At 55.8% G+C, this 18400-nt stretch carries 13 protein-coding genes and 2 pseudogenes; 7 read left to right on the forward strand and 8 right to left on the reverse strand.

Annotated elements, in window-relative coordinates; all coding sequences use genetic code 11:
• Nucleotides 1-361: 361 nt before the first annotated feature.
• Together Q1W15_RS19920 and Q1W15_RS19925 are read right to left on the reverse strand one after the other, a co-directional pair.
• Nucleotides 362-2062 carry an AMP-binding protein gene (locus tag Q1W15_RS19920; protein WP_300731237.1) on the reverse strand — a complete coding sequence of 567 codons (1701 nt, stop codon included), beginning with the start codon at nt 2060-2062 and terminating at the stop codon, nt 362-364.
• 208 nt (nt 2063-2270) lie between these two features.
• Nucleotides 2271-2717, reverse strand: coding sequence for a helix-turn-helix domain-containing protein (locus Q1W15_RS19925; protein WP_300731240.1), 447 nt, complete (start codon nt 2715-2717; stop codon nt 2271-2273).
• A gap of 116 nt (nt 2718-2833) precedes the next feature.
• On the opposite strand from Q1W15_RS19925, the gene Q1W15_RS19930 reads away from it, so the two are divergent.
• From Q1W15_RS19930 to Q1W15_RS19945, 4 genes are all read left to right on the forward strand, one after another.
• Nucleotides 2834-4045: an MFS transporter gene (locus Q1W15_RS19930; protein ID WP_300731460.1), complete on the forward strand. Its 1212-nt coding sequence runs from the start codon at nt 2834-2836 to the stop codon at nt 4043-4045.
• 146 nt (nt 4046-4191) lie between these two features.
• Complete coding sequence (locus Q1W15_RS19935) at nt 4192-10128, forward strand: hypothetical protein (RefSeq protein ID WP_300731243.1); 5937 nt, start codon at nt 4192-4194, stop codon at nt 10126-10128.
• A 204-nt stretch (nt 10129-10332) separates the two neighbouring features.
• Entirely contained in the window at nt 10333-11160 is an 828-nt protein-coding gene (locus Q1W15_RS19940; protein WP_300731246.1) for a hypothetical protein, read from the forward strand.
• Between the two features lie 14 nt (nt 11161-11174).
• A complete protein-coding gene (locus Q1W15_RS19945) occupies nt 11175-12230 on the forward strand; it encodes a linear amide C-N hydrolase (RefSeq protein ID WP_300731249.1) in 1056 nt (351 codons plus the stop codon).
• Between the two features lie 112 nt (nt 12231-12342).
• On the opposite strand, the gene Q1W15_RS19950 is transcribed toward Q1W15_RS19945, so the two are convergent.
• Entirely contained in the window at nt 12343-13851 is a 1509-nt protein-coding gene (locus tag Q1W15_RS19950; protein ID WP_300731251.1) for an MFS transporter, read from the reverse strand.
• Nucleotides 13852-13951: 100 nt separating this feature from the next.
• A pseudogene (locus Q1W15_RS24560) lies at nt 13952-14032 on the reverse strand (His-Xaa-Ser repeat protein HxsA); the annotation flags it as partial.
• 620 nt (nt 14033-14652) lie between these two features.
• On the opposite strand from Q1W15_RS24560, the gene Q1W15_RS19955 reads away from it, so the two are divergent.
• Nucleotides 14653-15423, forward strand: coding sequence for a hypothetical protein (locus Q1W15_RS19955; protein WP_300731254.1), 771 nt, complete (start codon nt 14653-14655; stop codon nt 15421-15423).
• A gap of 182 nt (nt 15424-15605) precedes the next feature.
• Here the strand turns inward: Q1W15_RS19955 and Q1W15_RS19960 are convergent, their stop codons facing one another.
• The 3 genes and pseudogenes from Q1W15_RS19960 to Q1W15_RS19970 form a co-directional block, all read right to left on the reverse strand.
• Nucleotides 15606-15947 (reverse strand): type II toxin-antitoxin system HicB family antitoxin, encoded by a 342-nt coding sequence (locus tag Q1W15_RS19960; RefSeq protein ID WP_300731257.1) that lies wholly within the window; start codon nt 15945-15947, stop codon nt 15606-15608.
• A 47-nt stretch (nt 15948-15994) separates the two neighbouring features.
• Nucleotides 15995-16126: pseudogene (locus Q1W15_RS19965) on the reverse strand (type II toxin-antitoxin system HicA family toxin); the annotation flags it as partial.
• 176 nt (nt 16127-16302) lie between these two features.
• Complete coding sequence (locus Q1W15_RS19970) at nt 16303-16524, reverse strand: hypothetical protein (RefSeq protein WP_300731260.1); 222 nt, start codon at nt 16522-16524, stop codon at nt 16303-16305.
• Nucleotides 16525-16591: 67 nt separating this feature from the next.
• On the opposite strand from Q1W15_RS19970, the gene Q1W15_RS19975 reads away from it, so the two are divergent.
• Both Q1W15_RS19975 and Q1W15_RS19980 read left to right on the forward strand, forming a co-directional pair.
• A complete protein-coding gene (locus tag Q1W15_RS19975; protein WP_300731263.1) occupies nt 16592-16837 on the forward strand; it encodes a type II toxin-antitoxin system ParD family antitoxin in 246 nt (81 codons plus the stop codon).
• Complete coding sequence (locus Q1W15_RS19980) at nt 16830-17120, forward strand: type II toxin-antitoxin system RelE/ParE family toxin (protein ID WP_300731266.1); 291 nt, start codon at nt 16830-16832, stop codon at nt 17118-17120. The genes Q1W15_RS19975 and Q1W15_RS19980 overlap by 8 nt, the downstream gene beginning before the upstream one ends.
• Nucleotides 17121-17433: 313 nt before the next feature.
• On the opposite strand, the gene Q1W15_RS19985 is transcribed toward Q1W15_RS19980, so the two are convergent.
• Complete coding sequence (locus Q1W15_RS19985) at nt 17434-18348, reverse strand: LysR family transcriptional regulator (protein ID WP_300731268.1); 915 nt, start codon at nt 18346-18348, stop codon at nt 17434-17436.
• Between the last annotated feature and the right edge of the window lie 52 nt (nt 18349-18400).

The following is an 18400-nucleotide window of genomic DNA, read 5'->3' on the forward strand; positions in this document are numbered from 1 at the left end:
ACAAAAGGAACCAAAAAGGCCTTGCCCCGACGTTCGGCCTTCGCTGCGCTCAGGTTCCCTCGCTCCGGTCCCGCTTCGAGGGCACGCCGAGACGGGCCATCCTTGGCCCGACACGGCTTTCCCGGCATCCATGCCGGTCAATCCTCTACGCAGAACCTGCTCTCGGCCTGCCGAAAGGGGCTTGTAGATCAAGATCAAGATCAACAGCGCGTGCGGCGCGTTCCGTAGCAGTTGACGAGTAGAACGAGGCTACGTCCGATTGCGCAGCGATCGTAAAACCTGAATTCCGAATCTACCAGGAACACCGCGCTGTCTGGTTTCACGACGCCTTCGGCGCCGGACGTAGCCTCGCAAGGCTCGGTCACCCCTTGATCTCTACAAAGTCTTCTTCGTGGTACTCGTGGGTGCCGCGCTCACCGCTCTGGCGTTGCAGCACTTCCATTTGTCGCAGTTCGACGCGGCGGATTTTTCCCGAGATGGTTTTCGGCAATTCAGTCACGAATTCAATGCGTCTTACCCGTTTATAAGGGGCCAGGTTCTCGCGGGCGAAGGCCAGGATGCTGCATGCCAATTCGGCCGTTGCCAGCGAACCGCCGGTAAGGATCAGGTACGCCTTGGGCACCGCCAGGCGCAGTGGGTCCGGGCTGGGTACCACGGCCACTTCCATCACCGCCGGGTGCTCGATCAAGGCGCTTTCCAGTTCGAACGGGCTGATGCGGTAGTCAGAGGCTTTAAATACATCATCGGCACGGCCCACAAAGGTGATGTAGCCGTCGGCATCAATTTGTGCAGTGTCGCCGGTGCGGTAGTAGCCGTCGCGCATGACTTCGGCGGTTTTTTCGGGGCTGTCTTCATAGCACAGCATCAGGCCCAGGGGCCGTCCTTGCAGGGGCAGAGCCACTTCACCTTCCGCCGCAGGCAGGCTGTCCGGGTCGAGCATGGTCACTTGGTATCCCGGCAAGGGTCGCCCCATTGAGCCAGGTTTGAGGGTTTGGCCGGGGGTGTTGCCCACCAGGGCGGTGGTTTCCGATTGGCCGAAGCCGTCGCGCAGCGGTAACCCCCAGGCGAGCTGGATCTGTTCGATGATTTCCGGGTTCAACGGCTCGCCCGCCCCCACCAGTTCACGCAGTTTGAGCCGTGGGCGGTAGCTGGCCAGGTCTTCCTGGATCAACATGCGCCACACAGTGGGCGGCGCACACAAGCTGGTCACGCCGTAGGTCTCAAGGGCGTTGAGCAGGGCGGGCGCACTGAAGCGGGCGACGTTGTGAATAAAGATGCAGGCCCCGGCGTTCCAAGGCGCAAAGAAGCAGCTCCAGGCGTGTTTGGCCCAGCCCGGTGATGAAATATTGAGGTGCAGGTCGCCCGGTTGCAGGCCGATCCAGTACAGGGTCGACAAATGGCCAACCGGGTAGCTCTGATGGCTGTGCAACACCATTTTGGGTTTGGAGGTGGTGCCCGAGGTGAAATACAGCAGCATTGGGTCGGTGGCGTGTGTCTGGGCATCGGCTTCAAACTGTTCGCTGTATTCACTGGCGGCACTATGGGCCACCCAGCCTGCCGGAGCAGCTCCGACGCACACACGGCTGCAGCCCTGGCCGAGCCCGGCGAATTTGTCGACATGGGCGCTGCCCACCACCAGGTGCCGTACATTGCCGCGTTCGATACGGTCTTGCAGGTCTTCGGCGGTCAGCAACGCCGTGGCTGGAATGACCACGGCTCCGAGTTTGAAGGCCCCGAGCATGGTCTCCCACAGGGCTACGTCGTTACCCAGCATTAACAGGATGCGTTCGCCGCGCTTAACCCCCAGCGCACGTAAATGGTTAGCCACCTGATTGGAGCGCGCCGACAGGTGCGCGAAGCTGTAGCGCTGCTCACTGCCGTCTTCTTCGACGATCCACAGGGCATTGGCTTGGTTGCCTTGGGCCAGGGTGTCGAAATAATCCAGCGCCCAGTTGAACGTCTCCAACTGCGGCCAGCGGAAGTCGCGTACAGCGGTGTCGTAATCGGTGCGGTGGGCCAGCAGGAAGTCGCGAGCGGTGATAAAGGGCTGAGCAGGGTGCATGGCAATCGTCCTTATTTTTTTTATTGGGACGGGAGGCTGGCCCATGGCCAGAGGTTTGGTTCGAGTATAGGTAGGCAAAAATCAAAGCAGTACGGGCAAATAACCCTATGCGTTATGCATAAACGCCTTATGCACGGTTCGTGCTTGATGGCCCTCAAGGCTTTAAGTCCGGGGCTGAAAAACGACCAATACCGGCTTCTCGCAACGTTTATTGCACTTTCTTCACGGCGGTAGCGCCGGGCTGTAGCACGGCACCTTCCTCGTTACGCGCGAGCATGGGGGCCAGCGGTTTGCCGGTGTGCGTGTCGATCAGCACTGAATGGCGCTCCCCAGGCGCGAACAGATGCGCTTCACCCCATTGGCGCAGCGCCACCACCATGGGGAACAGGCCTTCTCCCTTGGCCGTCAACACATACTCCTGATACGCGGTGCCGTCCGAAGCGGCCTGTAATTGAAGAACGCCAGCGTCCACCAGCTTGCGCAGGCGATCTGTAAGGATATTGCGGGCCACCCCCAAATTGCGTTGAAAATCACCGAAGCGGCGCGCGCCGTCGAAGGCATCGCGCACGATCAACAGCGACCAGCGATCACCGACAACCGCCAGGGTACGTGCGACCGGGCAAGGCTCATCGGTCAAGGGGGCAGAACGAGGCATGGTTTGTCCTGGTGTGGGGAAAGGAAGAACTAGTGTAGTTGCATTTTAAAACTTGATAAATTACCGTGCAATCAGTTTCATTTTGCAACTAGATTGGACGCTCGCTTCCCATGAAAATGCCTGATTCCCCCCGTGTATTACCCCGCAGCGTGGTGTGGCTGTTTGCGCTTGCCAGCGGCATGAGCGTGGCCAATGTGTATTACGCGCAGCCTCTGTTGGACGCTCTGGCGCAAGAATTCAACATCAGCCAGGGCGCTGTCGGTGGCGTGATCACAGCCACACAAATAGGTTGTGCGCTGGCGTTGTTGTTGCTGGTGCCGCTGGGCGATCGTGTCGATCGCCGCCGTTTGATGGCCGTGCAACTGCTGCTTCTGGTGGTGGCGCTGATCGCCACAGGTATGGCGCAATCGGCGTCAGCGTTGCTGGCGGCCCTGCTACTGGTGGGGATGCTGGGCACGGCCATGACTCAGGGGCTGATTGCCTATGCGGCGAGTGCAGCGGCACCCGAAGAGCAGGGCCGCGTGGTGGGGGCTGCACAGGGAGGCGTCTTTATCGGCTTGCTGTTGGCCCGAGTGTTTTCGGGCGCAGTCAGTGATTTGGCCGGTTGGCGCGGCGTGTACTTGAGCTGCGCCGTGTTGATGCTCGGCCTTGCAGCCCCGCTCTGGTACCGCCTGCCGGTGTTGCCCGCCGTGGTGAATAGCCTGAGTTACCCGCGTTTGATTGCGTCGATGGTGACCCTGCTGCGCCAGGAAAAGGTGCTGCAGGTACGGGGCCTGCTGGCGCTGCTGATGTTTGCGGCCTTCACGACTTTCTGGAGCGCGTTGGTGCTGGCCTTGAGTGCGCCCCCGTTCCAGTTTTCGCACACGCTGATTGGCGCGTTTGGCCTGGTCGGCGTGGTGGGGGCGCTGGCGGCGGGACGTGCCGGGCAATGGGTCGACCGGGGCTATGCCCAGCGCACGAGTGCGGTGGCGCTTATGGCGCTATCAGTGGCTTGGTGGCCTCTGTCGTTGATGGAGCGCTCTTTGTGGGCGCTGGTGATCGGTATCGTGCTGCTCGACCTGGCTGGCCAAGCGTTGCACGTCACCAGCCAAACCCTGATCCTGCGTACCCGGCCGCACGCCCACAGTCGGTTGATCGGCCTTTATATGATGTTCTATGCCGTGGGCAGCGGGCTCGGGGCGATCGGTTCCACTGCAGCGTACGCCTACGCGGGCTGGCAGGGCGTGTGCCTGGTGGGGGCGGCTGTGAGCCTGACAGCGTTGATATTTTGGTGGATGACCTTGCGCGCGATGCCTGGTGAAACGACGCTGCCCCCTGGAGCCGGATGAGTCAGCAATCTTGCCAAAAGCTGCACTTGAGAATACCTGCGATAAGTATGTAGTGCCTGCCAGAAATGTAATGCGTTGAAAATCTCCTTGCCCAGAAGCGTGTTGAGCGGCGCAACGGGTTTGTTCATTGTGTGAGGGGATTTACGATGGTTGATGACAGCGGGGTAACGCGCGCCGTTGCGCGAAATAGTGTTAAGCCTACGGACGTAAACACGGCCGCACAAAAAAGTTTGATAAGCTCACTCGTCAATACGGCTGATCTGGCACTTCAAATCTTGAGTAGACAGCCGCCGTTGAAGGTGCCTGTAGCGCTGTCATATATAGAGACCATGGGTTATTTGGAGTGGACGCCGAAAGATGAACTGATGCTGTGTTTTACATCATTGTTTGCCGATATGGATACCCCCCAGCAACATGACCCTGACAGACTGTTTGTTCACTGTCCCGAGTTGCCGGCGTTACATCTGAAGCGCGTTAGCCTGACTGAGGTATTTGATGAGTACAGAGGCAAACAACAGTTGCTCGGGTATTCGATACTCAGAGACGTCACTGCCAACGTCGAAGTGTACGCTTACGAGGACCCGCTATTGTCTTCGGGACGTTATCGGGTAGCGAGGCTGAGCTACGCTGAGTTGCGTGATCGTTGTTTAATGGCCAGTCGTAGACATTTTTTCGGCGTGGGGGTTAAGCAAACACCTAAAAGCTGGTTGGCCGACGCACTTGCGGCACAACGTCAAACCGAAGCGCATTTGCGATTAAGTGATCGTACTCTGTCAGTGTTCAGCCATAAGCTCATTACAACATTAACCGCACCGCTTACGCTGGGGGGGCCGTCTTCTGGCGAGGAACCCCCTGGGGTGTTCGCCCTTGAAGTCGCCAATGCAGACAGTAGTTACCTAGCGCTTAAAGGGGCTTTTGTGCTGACTGAAAGCCGGCGGCACTTACCTGAAAAAACGACCAGGCCTATTGTTTTACTGATCCAGGGGCGCGGGATAGAAGAGTTTGCCAATGGGGCCCACTTTCAACAACAAATGCAGGATGTTTGGTGCACAGAACCCGAAAAAATCAGTTTGTTTTTACCTTGCTTGGGCATTGAAGAATTAGCCAACATTAAGCAGCTTTATTTCAGGGGTGTCAGGAGTCGTCCGTTTACGGCGAACCATGTTTTTGCAGAACTGTTAGACCAGTTTATAAGAAAGCAGTACCTGGATTTACAGTATTGCGTTAGGCATTTACCCGATGAGCCGCTTGCTCGACTGGACGCGTCAATTGATTTACGAGCCCTTTTCAGGGTGAGTGAATTATTGAAGGTCAGGGAGGTAAAAATACTGGAGCGCACGGCTAAAGTTGAACAGACTGATATATCCTCGATTTTTCTGGCTCAATTAATTGAACATGCCCCTGATCTGAAACGCCTACAGGCTAAACTTCCCGTAGAACAACGCTTTAATCTTGATGCCTATTATGTCAATGGTTATGTCACGGATAGTGATAATTCAGACAGTGTGGACGTTAGACGGCCCGTTTTTACGCAGTCGCTTGAGCAAGTATTAATGCGAAAAATAAAGGGTGATCGCTCGCCCAATCAACATTATCAGGGAACAGAGTTTTTTTATGCGCTGAGTTCAGCAACCCTGTACGGCGATCCGGATATGGTCTGGGCCAACCTTGTTCACATGATTGACTCCAGGGACGAATGTGCAGCCCACTATGCCATGACTCAAAGTGCTGCTGCCAAGGCGCATGCTGCAGAATTGATCGATCTTGAGAAAATGCTGGCAGCATTGGGTTATAACCTGACCTCTGGGGTCAGAGCGCACCCGTTCTCGAGTCTTGCACTGGATATCGTGGCCCCCCCCCATCCAAGTGTTGAGTTAGTGGTTCATCAACACTATGTGGAAACGCATCCAGATTCACTGTTTTTCTGGAAGACCGCGCCGTTTCACTCGGTGAGTCTGGCAGTATTGCTCAAGCGATACGGCCTGGGTTTACCGCAGGACGTCGAGCAAAGAACGAAGGTGGTGAATGCTCTATGCGAACTACGAGCTTCTTTAAACTTACGCATGGTGACGGGTACCCCGCTGGTGGATGTTGTCCTCAATGACCTCAGCATAAAAGCAGTGGTTGAGCGTGCGCAGCAGTTTATCGCCGCGCAAGAGGCCTCTCACACGACCGCGAGCCCTGCGCATCTGTTAGATACGCTCTGGCAAGCCTTACCCGAATCAGACCAAGTGTTGGTCACAAAGTACGCCAGTGTCACCCCCACAGCAGCGCTTGAAGTGCTGCTTCTTTCCGCAACGGCTCAGCAGTTGGGTCGTGAGTTGATCCAGTCGTTGAGCTGGTATGGCAGCGAACCTGGGGAACAGATTACGCCAGTTTTTTTGGCGCAATTGGTATGCAAAGCCGTGGCGTTGGTAGATGGGCAGGCGAGCCCTGGCGATGTCTGGGATAACACCACGCCCTGTGGGGCCTTGTCCATGTGGGGGAAAAGCTATGCGCGTTTGCAGGCTGAGCGTCAGGAGGCGTTATTGGATGCTGGCAAAGCCTCCTCCAAGGCCTTTTCATACCTGCTGGAACGCGTGATGCGCGGAAATTTGTCCGCTGATTTTTTTATTCGTGATATTCCGAATGACTTGAGCTATGGCTCTGTCAGGTGGTTGACGTTCAAGCATGGCGTCAACCTTGCTCAAGCGATAAATAGCGACGCCGCGTGGCGGATGAGTTTCCAGGACATCACTGCGCTCGTAGTTAGGATGGGCAGTCAAACCCTGGAAGACGCAGCCGCGAACCAAACGCAGGTAGTCAGAGAAAAGGCTGTCGCGTTTGCAGCAGCCCGGATGGAACCCGCGATTGTTTGGGCGGTGGTGCATGGCATTGTGCCTTGCAAACCGTTTGCCGACTATAAGCCGCACGATATTGAATACGTCGCGGCTCAACTGGATCGTCATGAGCGATTGCTGCTTACCTCGGCCAGGGCTTTATCCGCGTTGCCTCCCGATCGAATGGCCAAGGCCCGGGCAGAGCTGGCTCTGTTCAAGCTCTCGCCTGAACGGCGTTTGGTTGGACCAGGCACCGCAGTAGCCACGCTGCTGGATGTTTATGCCTCTGAGAAAGACCTCAATCAATGGCAACCTTATTACGACCGGCGTGTGGAGCCTACCGCGCAGAACCTTGAACAGCATGCTGCCTTTATCAAGGCGTACCGGCGGTTAGTGGCGTTGAATTTTGAGCAAGATTATGCAGCCTTTCTCTCGGCTGCCAAGGCAGGCTACCAAGTGGTGATCGCGACGTTGCTGGCAAGGCTCCCGCGTGTTGATCGCATAGCGTTGGAAAACGGCCAGGTCCAGATGTACACGTTAAGGCAGGTCATCGGCTACGAAGAGCCGGGTAAAGTGGACCGCATCAAGAGTGACAGCGTAGGGCGATTTGGTTTTATTTTAAAAACCAACTATTTGAACATCACGCGATTTTACGAAGTGTTCGCGCGAGAAATGATCATCAATCCCTTGCCCCATGACTTTAACCTGGTCGTTGGCGGGGTCATGCAGGATCTGCAAATTGGTGGCAGCGGGTTGAGCACGTATACCTATCTGGCACGAAACGGTACCTCCATGCCCTTTGACTGGGCGGCCTACCAGAAAGGCACCCGGCCCGAAGCTGGCAAAACATCAACGTTTATTGCCGACCCATTGGGTGAATTGCTGCTGGCGAACCTGGATGTGCGTGCGCAACCGCCCACGCCCAAAACCTTGACGTCGTTGCGCACGCAAGCGATCACTCAAACCATTGCGCAGCATTTATTCTATGTAAACGAGCGGGCGCTCTATTCGAAATGCAAAGGTATAACCTCGCTTGAAGAAGAGAGCCCGCTTGTGGTGTTGTTGAAATGGTTTTTGCCGTTTTGGGGAACCTTGGAGGATCTGTTGTCAGTCGATCCTGACCGGATTGAGCAAGCAACGTTAAGTGCTGTCACGGACCTGCTTATATTTTTGCCCATCGGTAAATTTCTGGGGGGGACAACGCGGGTGCTGAAACTCTCCGCGGGCCTTGGTTTTCGAGTGGTTATTCCCAAACTGGCCCCCTTGGCCGGTCAATTACTTATCTCATTGAGCAAGGAAATACTTCCAGACCCCGTGGCTCTTCTGCAAGGTGTAGGGCGTCTTCTCAAATGGGGGGGCAAGCGTGCATTGGCAAGAGGGCAGCGCTCTTACGCATTGATCAGCAACGGGTTACAGCACTTTCGTCAAAGCGCCAAGGAACTCACTGGGCAGGCGGGTCATTATAATCTGGTCAGTGACCTGGCGGTGGTTGACCCCGGGTACTGGAAACCACTGGCCACGGGCGATGAGTTGTTCATGTTTGAGGGTATTGATCATGTCCCTGTGCGAAACATTGCAACGCGAATTGACCCTGCCCATGTGCTGGTTGACTCTCTGTCCGGTGTACCCTTTGGACCACGCTTGTATACGACAGATGACGCCGTCGAACGCACGATGCTGGCGATTAAGGTTGAACTATCGAAAGCGTCAAAAGTGCAAGAGTCAGGAAAGTTTTCCGGTCTCTATGCCCTGGATAACAAGCAGTACGTTGAGTTTGATGTGTATATATTTGAGGTTCAAGTGGCTGGCCCGTCCAACAGGCTCAGGATCGTCGATTCAAGGGCTATAACGCGGGGGTCGGGCCCTTATTTCCTGATGAATAACAATGGCTTTATTGAGGCCCAGCCACAGGCCTTTCTGAACGTGCTCAGAAGTGCCGAGTACGAAAGAAACCTGCAAATGGCCGTGGAACTTCAGATTGAGTCTTCCCAGCTTGTACCCTTACTGGAATGGACCAAGCGTCTTTATTCCGGGCGTTCAGATATTCAGGCTCACCATTTTTTGCGGGGCTTTGATTTCCCCAAAGACTCGAGGATCAGTAAGTACCAGCTGTTGTTGGAAGCGATCGAACAAGAGAGTGCGATCCCTCGATGGGCGCAGCAATTCCTGATTCCGGGTTATTGGCGGCATGAGGATCACACCTATATTCCAGCGTTGAATGCGCTCTGGCGTCTGGACAAAACTCGCTCCAAAGAAGCGATAGAGCAGCTATGGGGCAGTTTTAATATGACAGGAGAAACGCGGACGCGGTTTTTCAATGAGCTATGTCTCACCGGGACCATTCCGGATTGGGCGCAGCAGTGGAAACTGGCTTCGAATAAGGCAGATGACCTGCACCGGTTCGATGCGCTGCATGCATCAGCGTCTGAAAGAATCACTGAAATGCAACGCCATTCAGGGAGCATCCGTAATGAGTCTCGCAGCTTGGTTAGAGAGTTCGACTCGAATTTTTTGGACGCGTATTACCTCTCCCGAGGGTATCTGAAAAATGAGCATGATGTGCTATACCGCACCGATATAGGGGCTGTATTTCGAGGTGATCATCGACTGCCTTCAACACTTTGCGCGGACGGCCGAATGATGGCATTCAGCGGTGGGCACACTTACCAGACAACCACCGGTACGGTGATGGCAAGTAGTTTTCAATTGAGGGATGCCCAGCAATATGCGTTTGGAGAGTACTTTGCCAGTGCCGGGCAATTGCGTTATCGAGACCAGTTTGCCACGTCGCCCAGGCCCTCAAGCAGCCGTTCCGGGTCTGCTGGGGAGTCTTCTGCGGACTCGTCTCCAGTGCCCTCGAGCCCGCAGGTCCAGCAAATAGAAGGGGTTGTTTATGTGATTGATGTGAGGGGCGTGGAGGTTGTTCCGATTGCCGACAACGTGGTGATTAATCCTCGTCAGGCTACGGCTCAAGGCTATGTTGTCTCGGCTGAGGCGCATATATCCGTTTCGCCCAATGATGGGCTACAGTCTGAGCGGCTTTGGTTGCACGAAAAGGACGGCACGCGAATAGCCAGCATCCATGACCTCAATGATCATGCTGCTGAAGAACTGGCACTGCTTGAAAATGACATCAGATCGGGGAGTGATACACAAAGAAGTTATGGACGCCTATTTTATCTCGCGGCGCAAGATCCGAACATTAAGTTGCTGGATCTTGAAAACGTGGGCGAGATGCGCAACTTTACATTCGCTTCCCCTTAACCTTTAGGCATCAAGCCGATCAGTTGCTGTGTTGCTCGTTCAGCCTGTACATCCTGACCGGCAAGTCCGCAGCGGCGCCAGCCTGCCCGCGAAAACTGGCCTCCTGGCAAAGGCGCTAATCGATTAAACCGCCCGTTTAAACACGCTGTGCTATAAACTTTGCGCTAAGAAAATTCCTACACGTCAATCAGGACGACAAGCGCAATGACATTGAGGCCAGTTTTCACCCGGCGAATTCCCAAAGGTCTGTTTTTCGCCTGCTCATTATTGAGTATCAGCAACGGGGTTCAGGCTGCCGAGAGCACATCCGAGAAGGATCAGGATGAGTGGCTGGTGCTGGTCAGCCCCTTTGTCTGGGCTCCGTCCATGAATGGCCAGGTCGAAATGGCCGGGGTCAGCACCAAGGCGGATGTGGGGTTCCGGGATGTGTTCAGTAACCTGAACAAGGTCTTTATGGGCAACGTGGAAGTCACCAACCGCACGGTCGGCTTTTATATCGACACGGTGTACGCCAAGACCCGGCAGTCGGAAAGGCTCTTCGGGCAAAAGCTCGGCCTGGACATCACCCAGGCCACCGTCGCGGGGGGGGTGTACTACCGCGCGTATGAACAGACCTTGCAGGGCAACACCGTGTTTGGCGAACCGCGCAACTGGCGCATTGAACCCACTGCCGGCTTGCGCTGGACCAAGTTGTCGACCCGCTTGACCCTGGACGCGGTGAACTTCAGCACCAAGAAAAAAACCGATTGGGTTGACCCCTTTATCGGGCTGCGTATGCATGCGGACCTGGACGAGCGCTGGACGTTGTCCGGCGAGGCGGACACGGGCGGGCTGGATACACCGTCGAAAAAAACCTACAACGCCCAAGCTTACCTGGGCTACCGGATGTACCTGCTGGACCACCCGACCATTGTGCGCGTCGGTTACCGGGTGCTCGCGCAGGAATACAAAATCAATGACTTTACCGGCAACAAGTTCAAATACGACGTCACTCAACGCGGGCCGGTGCTCGGTTTATCGATGCGTTTCTAGTAAGGATCAATGGAATGAAAAAGCCTTCTCTTAAAGCTCTGGTATTGGCCCTGTCCAGCTGCGTGCTCTCTATTCCCGTGGCACACGCCTGCACCCGGCTGGTGTACCTGGGCGATGACCAACATGTGATTACCGCCCGCTCGATGGACTGGAAATCCGACGTGGCCACCAACCTGTGGGTATTCCCCAAAGGCATGGAGCGTAACGGCGAAGTGGGGCCAACATCGATCAAGTGGACCTCCAAATACGGCAGCGTGATCGCCAGCGGCTACGACATCTCCACCACCGACGGTGTCAATGATGCCGGCCTGTCGGCCAACCTGCTGTGGCTAGTGGAGTCCGAGTACCCGACCTACAGCAAAGACAAACCGGGCTTGAGCATCGCCGCCTGGGCGCAGTACGTACTGGATAACTTCGCCACCGTGGCCGAGGCCGTTGAAGTGCTCAAGACCGAGCCGTTCAATGTGGTCACCGCCCAGGTACCGGGCGAGAGCCGCCTGGCCACGCTGCACCTGTCCATGTCCGATGCGTCGGGTGACAGCGCGATCATCGAATACATCGACGGCAAACAGGTGATCCACCACAGCCGTGCCTACCAGGTGATGACCAACTCCCCGGCGTTTGAGGCCCAATTGGCGATGAACGCGTATTGGCAGTCCGTGGGCGGCACCGTCATGTTGCCGGGCACCAACCGCTCGGCGGACCGTTTTGCCCGTGCCTCGTTCTACGTCAACGCCGTGCCGCAAAACCAGGACGATCGCCTCTCGCTGGCCAGTGTATTCAGCGTGATCCGCAACGTCTCGGTACCGTACGGCATCTCCACCCCGGGCGAGCCGAACATCTCCTCGACGCGCTGGCGCTCGGTGATCGACCACAAAAACAGCTTGTACTTCTTCGAATCGGCCGTGACCCCGAACACCTTCTGGGTGGACTTGAAAAAGCTCGACCTTTCAAAAGCCACTGGCCAGGTCAAAAAACTCGACCTGGGGCCAAACCAGAGCACGATTTTTTCGGGCGAAGTGTCCAGCCAGTTCAAACCCATGCCTGCGTTTAAATTCGAAGGCGCTTAAAACCGCGACCGCCATAAAAGATTGCGAGCGTGCTCGCGATCTTTTATGCGCTTGATCTGCCCTGAAGGGGCGCGGGGGCCGTGGCGTAATCACTGCCCATGCACCGCTCCCTTCAGTGCCTGCTGCTCGCTGTGGTGTTCGTGCGCAATATCAAAAACACCACCCCGCTCAACAGGCCGATCAACACTGCCGCCGACAGCAATACGGCGCTGTGGGAAGTGCTGAAGGCTTCGCGAGCGGCGTCGATCAGGGCGTGTCGGGGCTCGCCGCTCAAAGCGTGGGCGGCCATCAGTGTTTCGCCGATGGAACGCGTTGCCGTGTCTGCCAGGGCACTCGGCAGGCCATCCGGCAAGCGGATGGCGCGTTCGTAGCTGACTGTCAGCAACAGCCCGAAGCCGGTAATGCCCAGGCCGGTCCCCAGGTCATAGCTGGTCGCTTCCAGAGCACCGGCCGACCCGGCTTTTTCAGCGGGTGTATTGCTCATGATCGCCACCGACGACGCCGTAAGCCCGATGCTGAGGGCAAAGCCCAAGACGGCCAGCAGGCCGATCACGCCCAGGCTCATGTGGTCAAAGTTGCTGTTGGCCAGGCCCGCCAGGCTGACGGCCGAGATTAACAGTGAAAGGCTCGCCACCGCCCGCAGGCCCAGCCAGCTCATGGCCAGCCCGGCCAGCGGGCCACCGATCGCCGACGCGATCATCAGCGGCAGCATAAACAGGCCCGCCTCCAGAGCGGTGCGGCCAAACACAAATTGCAGCTCTTGTGCGAGCATCAGCTCAACGCCCGCCAGTGAGCCCATGACCACCAATGCCATCACCACGCCTGCACTGATGGCGGGTTTGGCGAACAGGCTCATATCAAGCATCGGTGCGGGGGCATGCAACTGCTTGTGAACGAACCAGGCCAGCATGCCCAGGCCGAGCACCAGTGCGCTCGCGGTCAACCACAGAGGGGAGCCCTCCTTCACACTGGACTTGATGGCATACACCGTAGCCAGTATGCCGATCATCAAAATTACCGCCTGGCCCAGGGTCCAATTGCCTTTGCCGAGCACCGACTGGCGCGGCGCACACGCCATCACCATCGGCAGCACCACCAACATCACTGGCACGTTGACCAGAAACACCGAGCCCCACCAAAAGTGCTCCAGCAATGCGCCCCCCACCAGCGGGCCCATTGCCGCGCCTGCCGACGCCACCGCGCCCCAGATCCCCAATGCAGTCGCGCGTTCGCGCTCATCGCTAAAGGCCTGGCGAATGATGGCAAGGGTGCAGGGAATGACCATCGCCGAACCGACCGCCATAAATGCCCGGGAGGCAATCAACAGCCCGGCCGAGGTCGAGAACGCTGCAAATACAGAGCCCAGGGTGAAAATCAACAACCCCGACAGCAGCAAACGCCGATGCCCGACCCGGTCAGCCAGAGTGCCCATGGGAATCAACAGGCTGGCCATCAACAGCGGATAGATATCGATAATCCACAACACCTCAGTGCCCGTGGCCTGCAGGGCCAGCGTCAGCGAGGGAATGGCGACGTGCAGAATCGTCATGTCCAGCACGATGGGCAAGAAGGCAAACATCACAGCCAGCAGCGCCCACCACCGGTTCGGTGAAGAAACCATCACGGTGTACCTCTCACATTCGTCTCGCAGGGGGGGACGCATCGTATTTTTGCGGCCAGAGTGAGTCAATGTAGATGGGCCCCGATCTTGTAGGCTTTTTGTAAGTGCTGTGCGAGCGGTGTGCAGCGTAAATGTTCACTGCACTGGAACCATTGAGGGTGCCTGCGAAAACAGGCGGCTGAGGTATCCATTCCAGTGTTGCCATCAGTCACGGCATCATTTGTATGATCCTGATATCGGGGGGTTTGAGTTATTTCCCCCTTGTTACCTCGGTGAGCGCGCCATGCTCGCTGCATAGGTTCGATGACAAAGAGTGACGGATGTGATCCGCAGGCTGCAGTCAGGAGGTGTTGAGTTTATGCGGTCGCTATGCACGGGGTGAATCTCCAGAGTTTTCAGGTTGTACCCGTTGGAAATGAATGCTAACCATTAATGATTTTTTTAGTTTATTTATTTAAGGGTATTATCTTTATTTAAAGCTATTAACTTTTACAGTTCGCGGTATGAGCAGTTATTCCAAATAAGGCGAGAAAACTTTTGAGGTGTTTTTATGGGTGGGATGGAACTCTTTTTTATGAAAAATGATTAGTTTTATATGTCACGATCAGACGCTGTACGAAATATTTGCCAGCGAAGGTCAGTCAAAGCGAACACAGGCGGGGAACGGCCGGGGCGCGCACGATTCTACGTATTATAAATAAGCGCTCTGAGCCTGTTTTCAGCACAATATCACCGAGCGCAGATATGTTTCGTACAGAGCCTAAGACGTTCAATCGCAAAACAACGGCTCGGAGGCTAATTATGTTCAATAGAGTTTTTTTCAATCACACCAACCATGCGTATTTAAACACATCTGAACACTCACGAGCGTCCAGCGCGACCCGTGTTTGCGATTTGTCTTCAGCAACTCTCCAGCACACGGCTGCTTTCAAAGCGAACCCGAAAAGCTTCCTTGAAGGCCATACTGTTGATGCCAGGCATGTGATAAGAATGGGTGATGGTTTAACCGGGGATCTGTTGAATAACACGATTAAACAGGGGCATTTCGCACTTATTCTCGACGCCAGTACGGGTAATTTTATCCTCAAGCATGTAAATGCCGCGACGGCTGCCGATCGAGATAAAGTGATACATGCCCACTGGATACCATTCAAAAATGGAAATGGTACACCGGGTTATGTGGACATTCCCAAAGATCCACGTTATGCCACCGCGCAGGAGTCAGCCCCCTTCGCTTTCACACCGGGTATGAACGGGTGTTCGCTGGAAATCAGGGAACATCTCAGAGATGATCGTTACATGCGTGTGTTTCATAATCAGCATCCTGAGAGCGCGACTACAAATAATCTTGTCAGAGAAATATCAGGTCTCAAGATCGGTTCATTCGGCCCTGATGATTATCATGATGAGAACTCCATCGCTCCGGTTGCCTTCAACATGATGTATTTCGACAGAGACTCTACTAACTGGAAGTTTCTGGGTCAGTCCCTTGAGACCAATCCTTATGACAGTAAGCAGGTGTTGAGCAGGGTTAATCCTGGCAGTGTGAATATCAAAGATGTCTCTGACTGAAAAAAGCACAGCATTATTCTGCATGGTGACTTCAGTGCCGTGACGAAGTCGCCATGCAGTTCAAGACTGCCATCGAGTGGACAATTGTTGAACTCAAACCTTGGCCTTTCCCGTGGCGTTACTCACCAATGTGGAGGCTTTGCCTGTTAGCAGTTTGTCAGTGGCCTAGTGGATGATGGGTATCAGTTCGTGAGCTCCAGATAGTCATTCAACGCCTGACGAGTCAGATCATTCAGCGTCATGTTCTTGCGGCTGGCTGCCAGCGCGGCAGCCATGTGCAGATCATGGCCAACACGAACATTGAACGAGCCTTTGCAGGGTGTTTCCGGTTTGTGGCCGAGCTTCAGACAGGTCTCCAGATAATCATCCACCGCTTCATGAAACGCAGCCTGAAGTTCGGCGACAGTCTCACCTTCATAACTGACCAGAGGGCGAATAAACAAGAGTTTGCCGTACAGGCAGTTGTCCTCTGTACTGGCCTCTATCGAACCGTAGTAGCCCTTGTATTTCATCTGGTTGCTCATGGGATCAGACCTCCTGATTTCAACTGTTCGACGATCTGGCGTTTGATCTAGGCCTTGAGTTCGTTGCCCGGATGCGGTTTGTGCAGATTGATCATCGCTGTGGGATCGCCGTTGTCGAATTTAACCCGGCTGCCAGATCCTTAAATTTGGCGATAGCCGAGGCGTCGGAGCAGGGTGATAAGTGGTCGCGGTCACGCTTTTTTCACCCTCGTCTGCCCGATCAAGCATTAGCCAGCCTTGTACAATGGCCATCCGGGAAGGGGTGCAACAAGAGTGCTGAGAAATGTTACTGACGGATTTTCAGTTGAAGCAACCGACATCGACCTGATTGAACACCTAAGCCTCAGAGGCATTTTTAAAGCTGCCCACTGTGACATCCACAGCCAACGCCACCCGTTCCAGGTACACGACGACGTGGGCACCGGCATTCCTGATAGACGCGCTTGAACAGGTCGGCATCGCCCTTGGGGTCGAACACGATACAGGTTTCGCCACGACGGATGTCCTGGGCGATCAGCAGTAGAAGGTGCGGATGCGCAGCCAAATTGGCCCGGATCGTGTTCAGGTTATTGCTCATGTGCGTCATTTCGCACCAATAGTATGATAGCCTTCGCCCTGTTGATATTGTTGCCGGAGGCAGAATCATGGGAACCGTACGTAAAACTATCACTGTGACCGACAAGCAGGATGGTTGGATCAAAGCGCAGATTGATGCTGGGTACTACACCAATGACAGCGAATACATCCGCGACCTGATCCGGCGTGAGCAGGAGCGCAACGCGGAAGTGGAAGCAATTCGTTCGGCGCTGATCGCCGGTGAATCCAGCGGCGAGCCGCGTCCATTTGACCCCGATACTTTCAAGCAGAGGATGTTGGCCAAGCATGGCTGAGTACCGACTTGCACCGGCTGTCGAGCGGGATCTGGAGGTGATCTGGGCTTACACCGTTCAACGGTGGAACGTGGAGCAAGCGCATCGCTACACCGACATCCTCACCGATGCTTTTGGTGCGTTAGCACAGTCGCCCAAGACAGCCCAAGCCTGTGACTACATTCGACCGGGCTACCGTTGCAGCCGGGTTGAGCGGCACATGATTTATTTTCGTATCACCGATTACGGGATTGCGATCATTCGCGTGTTGCATGATCGAATGGATGCCGCGCGTTACCTGTGATGCTTCGCATCAAATCATCTGCGCTTGCAGCAGTCGCTCGATAATCTAAAGGTCGAATACGGCGTGCCCGCGGGCGAGCTGCCCAGCATTAAGGTGAGCATCGCCCCGATAATATTGAGGTAGGTGGTGTCTACGAAACCCAGGGCGATTCAGTTCATATTTGGGGGCACGCCATTTTTTTAGTAGCAGACGTGCCCCCAAATATGCCCCCAGAGTAAGTGGATTCAGCAGTATTTGACGGATGGCAGCGGATCAAAAATTACCTTGAAAACCGTCTGAAACAGGCATTCCAGAGCGATTTCAGACGCCTCTGTCAAAGACTTTCCGGGTCCCCGAAAAACATTTGAATCCGCGACCGCAGCCAGCGTTCGCCCGGGTCGTTGTCCTGGGCTCCGCGCCAGGCCATGTGCAGTTCGAAGCTGGGGACGTCCAGCGGTGGGTCTTCGGCGCGGACGCCGCCGGCAGCAGTCAGGGCTTCGGCGGTGTAGTCGGGGACGGTGGCGATGATGTCGGTTCCGGCCAGTAAGGTACTCAGGCCGTTAAATTGCGGTACGGCCAGCACGACATGGCGTTTGCGGCCCAGCGCTTCAAGTTGGGTATCGATAAAGCCGCTCAGGTCGCCCGCAAAGGACACCAGCGCGTGGGGGCGGGCGCAGAAGTCGTCCAGGCTCAGGGCTCCGGGCATGGTGTCGGCACGCAACAATTTGGGTTTGCTGCGGCGCAACACTTTGCGCTTGGCGTTGGCCGGCAGGTCGCTGGTGTAACTGACACCCACCGAGATTTCACCGGATGCCAGCAGCGGCGGCATCAGGATGTAGTTGACCCGGCGCACCACCAGTACGATACCCGGTGCTTCGGCGCGCAAGCGCTTGAGCAGCATGGGCAGCAAGGCAAATTCGACGTCGTCTGACAAGCCCACGCGAAACACCGAAGTGCTGGTGGCCGGGGTGAAGTCGGCCGCACGGCTCACGGCGGTGGAAATCGAGTCCAGCGCCGGTGACAGCAGGGCAAATATTTCACTCGCCCGTGCGGTCGGCTCCATGCTGCGCCCAGTGCGTACGAACAACGGGTCGTCAAACAGGTTGCGCAGGCGCGACAAGGCCGCGCTGATAGCCGGTTGCCCCAGAAACAGTTTTTCGGCCGCACGGGTCACGCTGCGTTCATGCATCAGGGTTTCAAAGACGATCAGCAGGTTCAGATCGACGCGGCGCAGGTCGTTACGGTTCATCGGGCGGGTTCACTGGCGGGCCAACGGGTCGTTAGGGAATGAATCTTACTGG

The organism is Pseudomonas sp., assembly GCF_030150285.1.
Lineage (GTDB): Bacteria > Pseudomonadota > Gammaproteobacteria > Pseudomonadales > Pseudomonadaceae > Aquipseudomonas.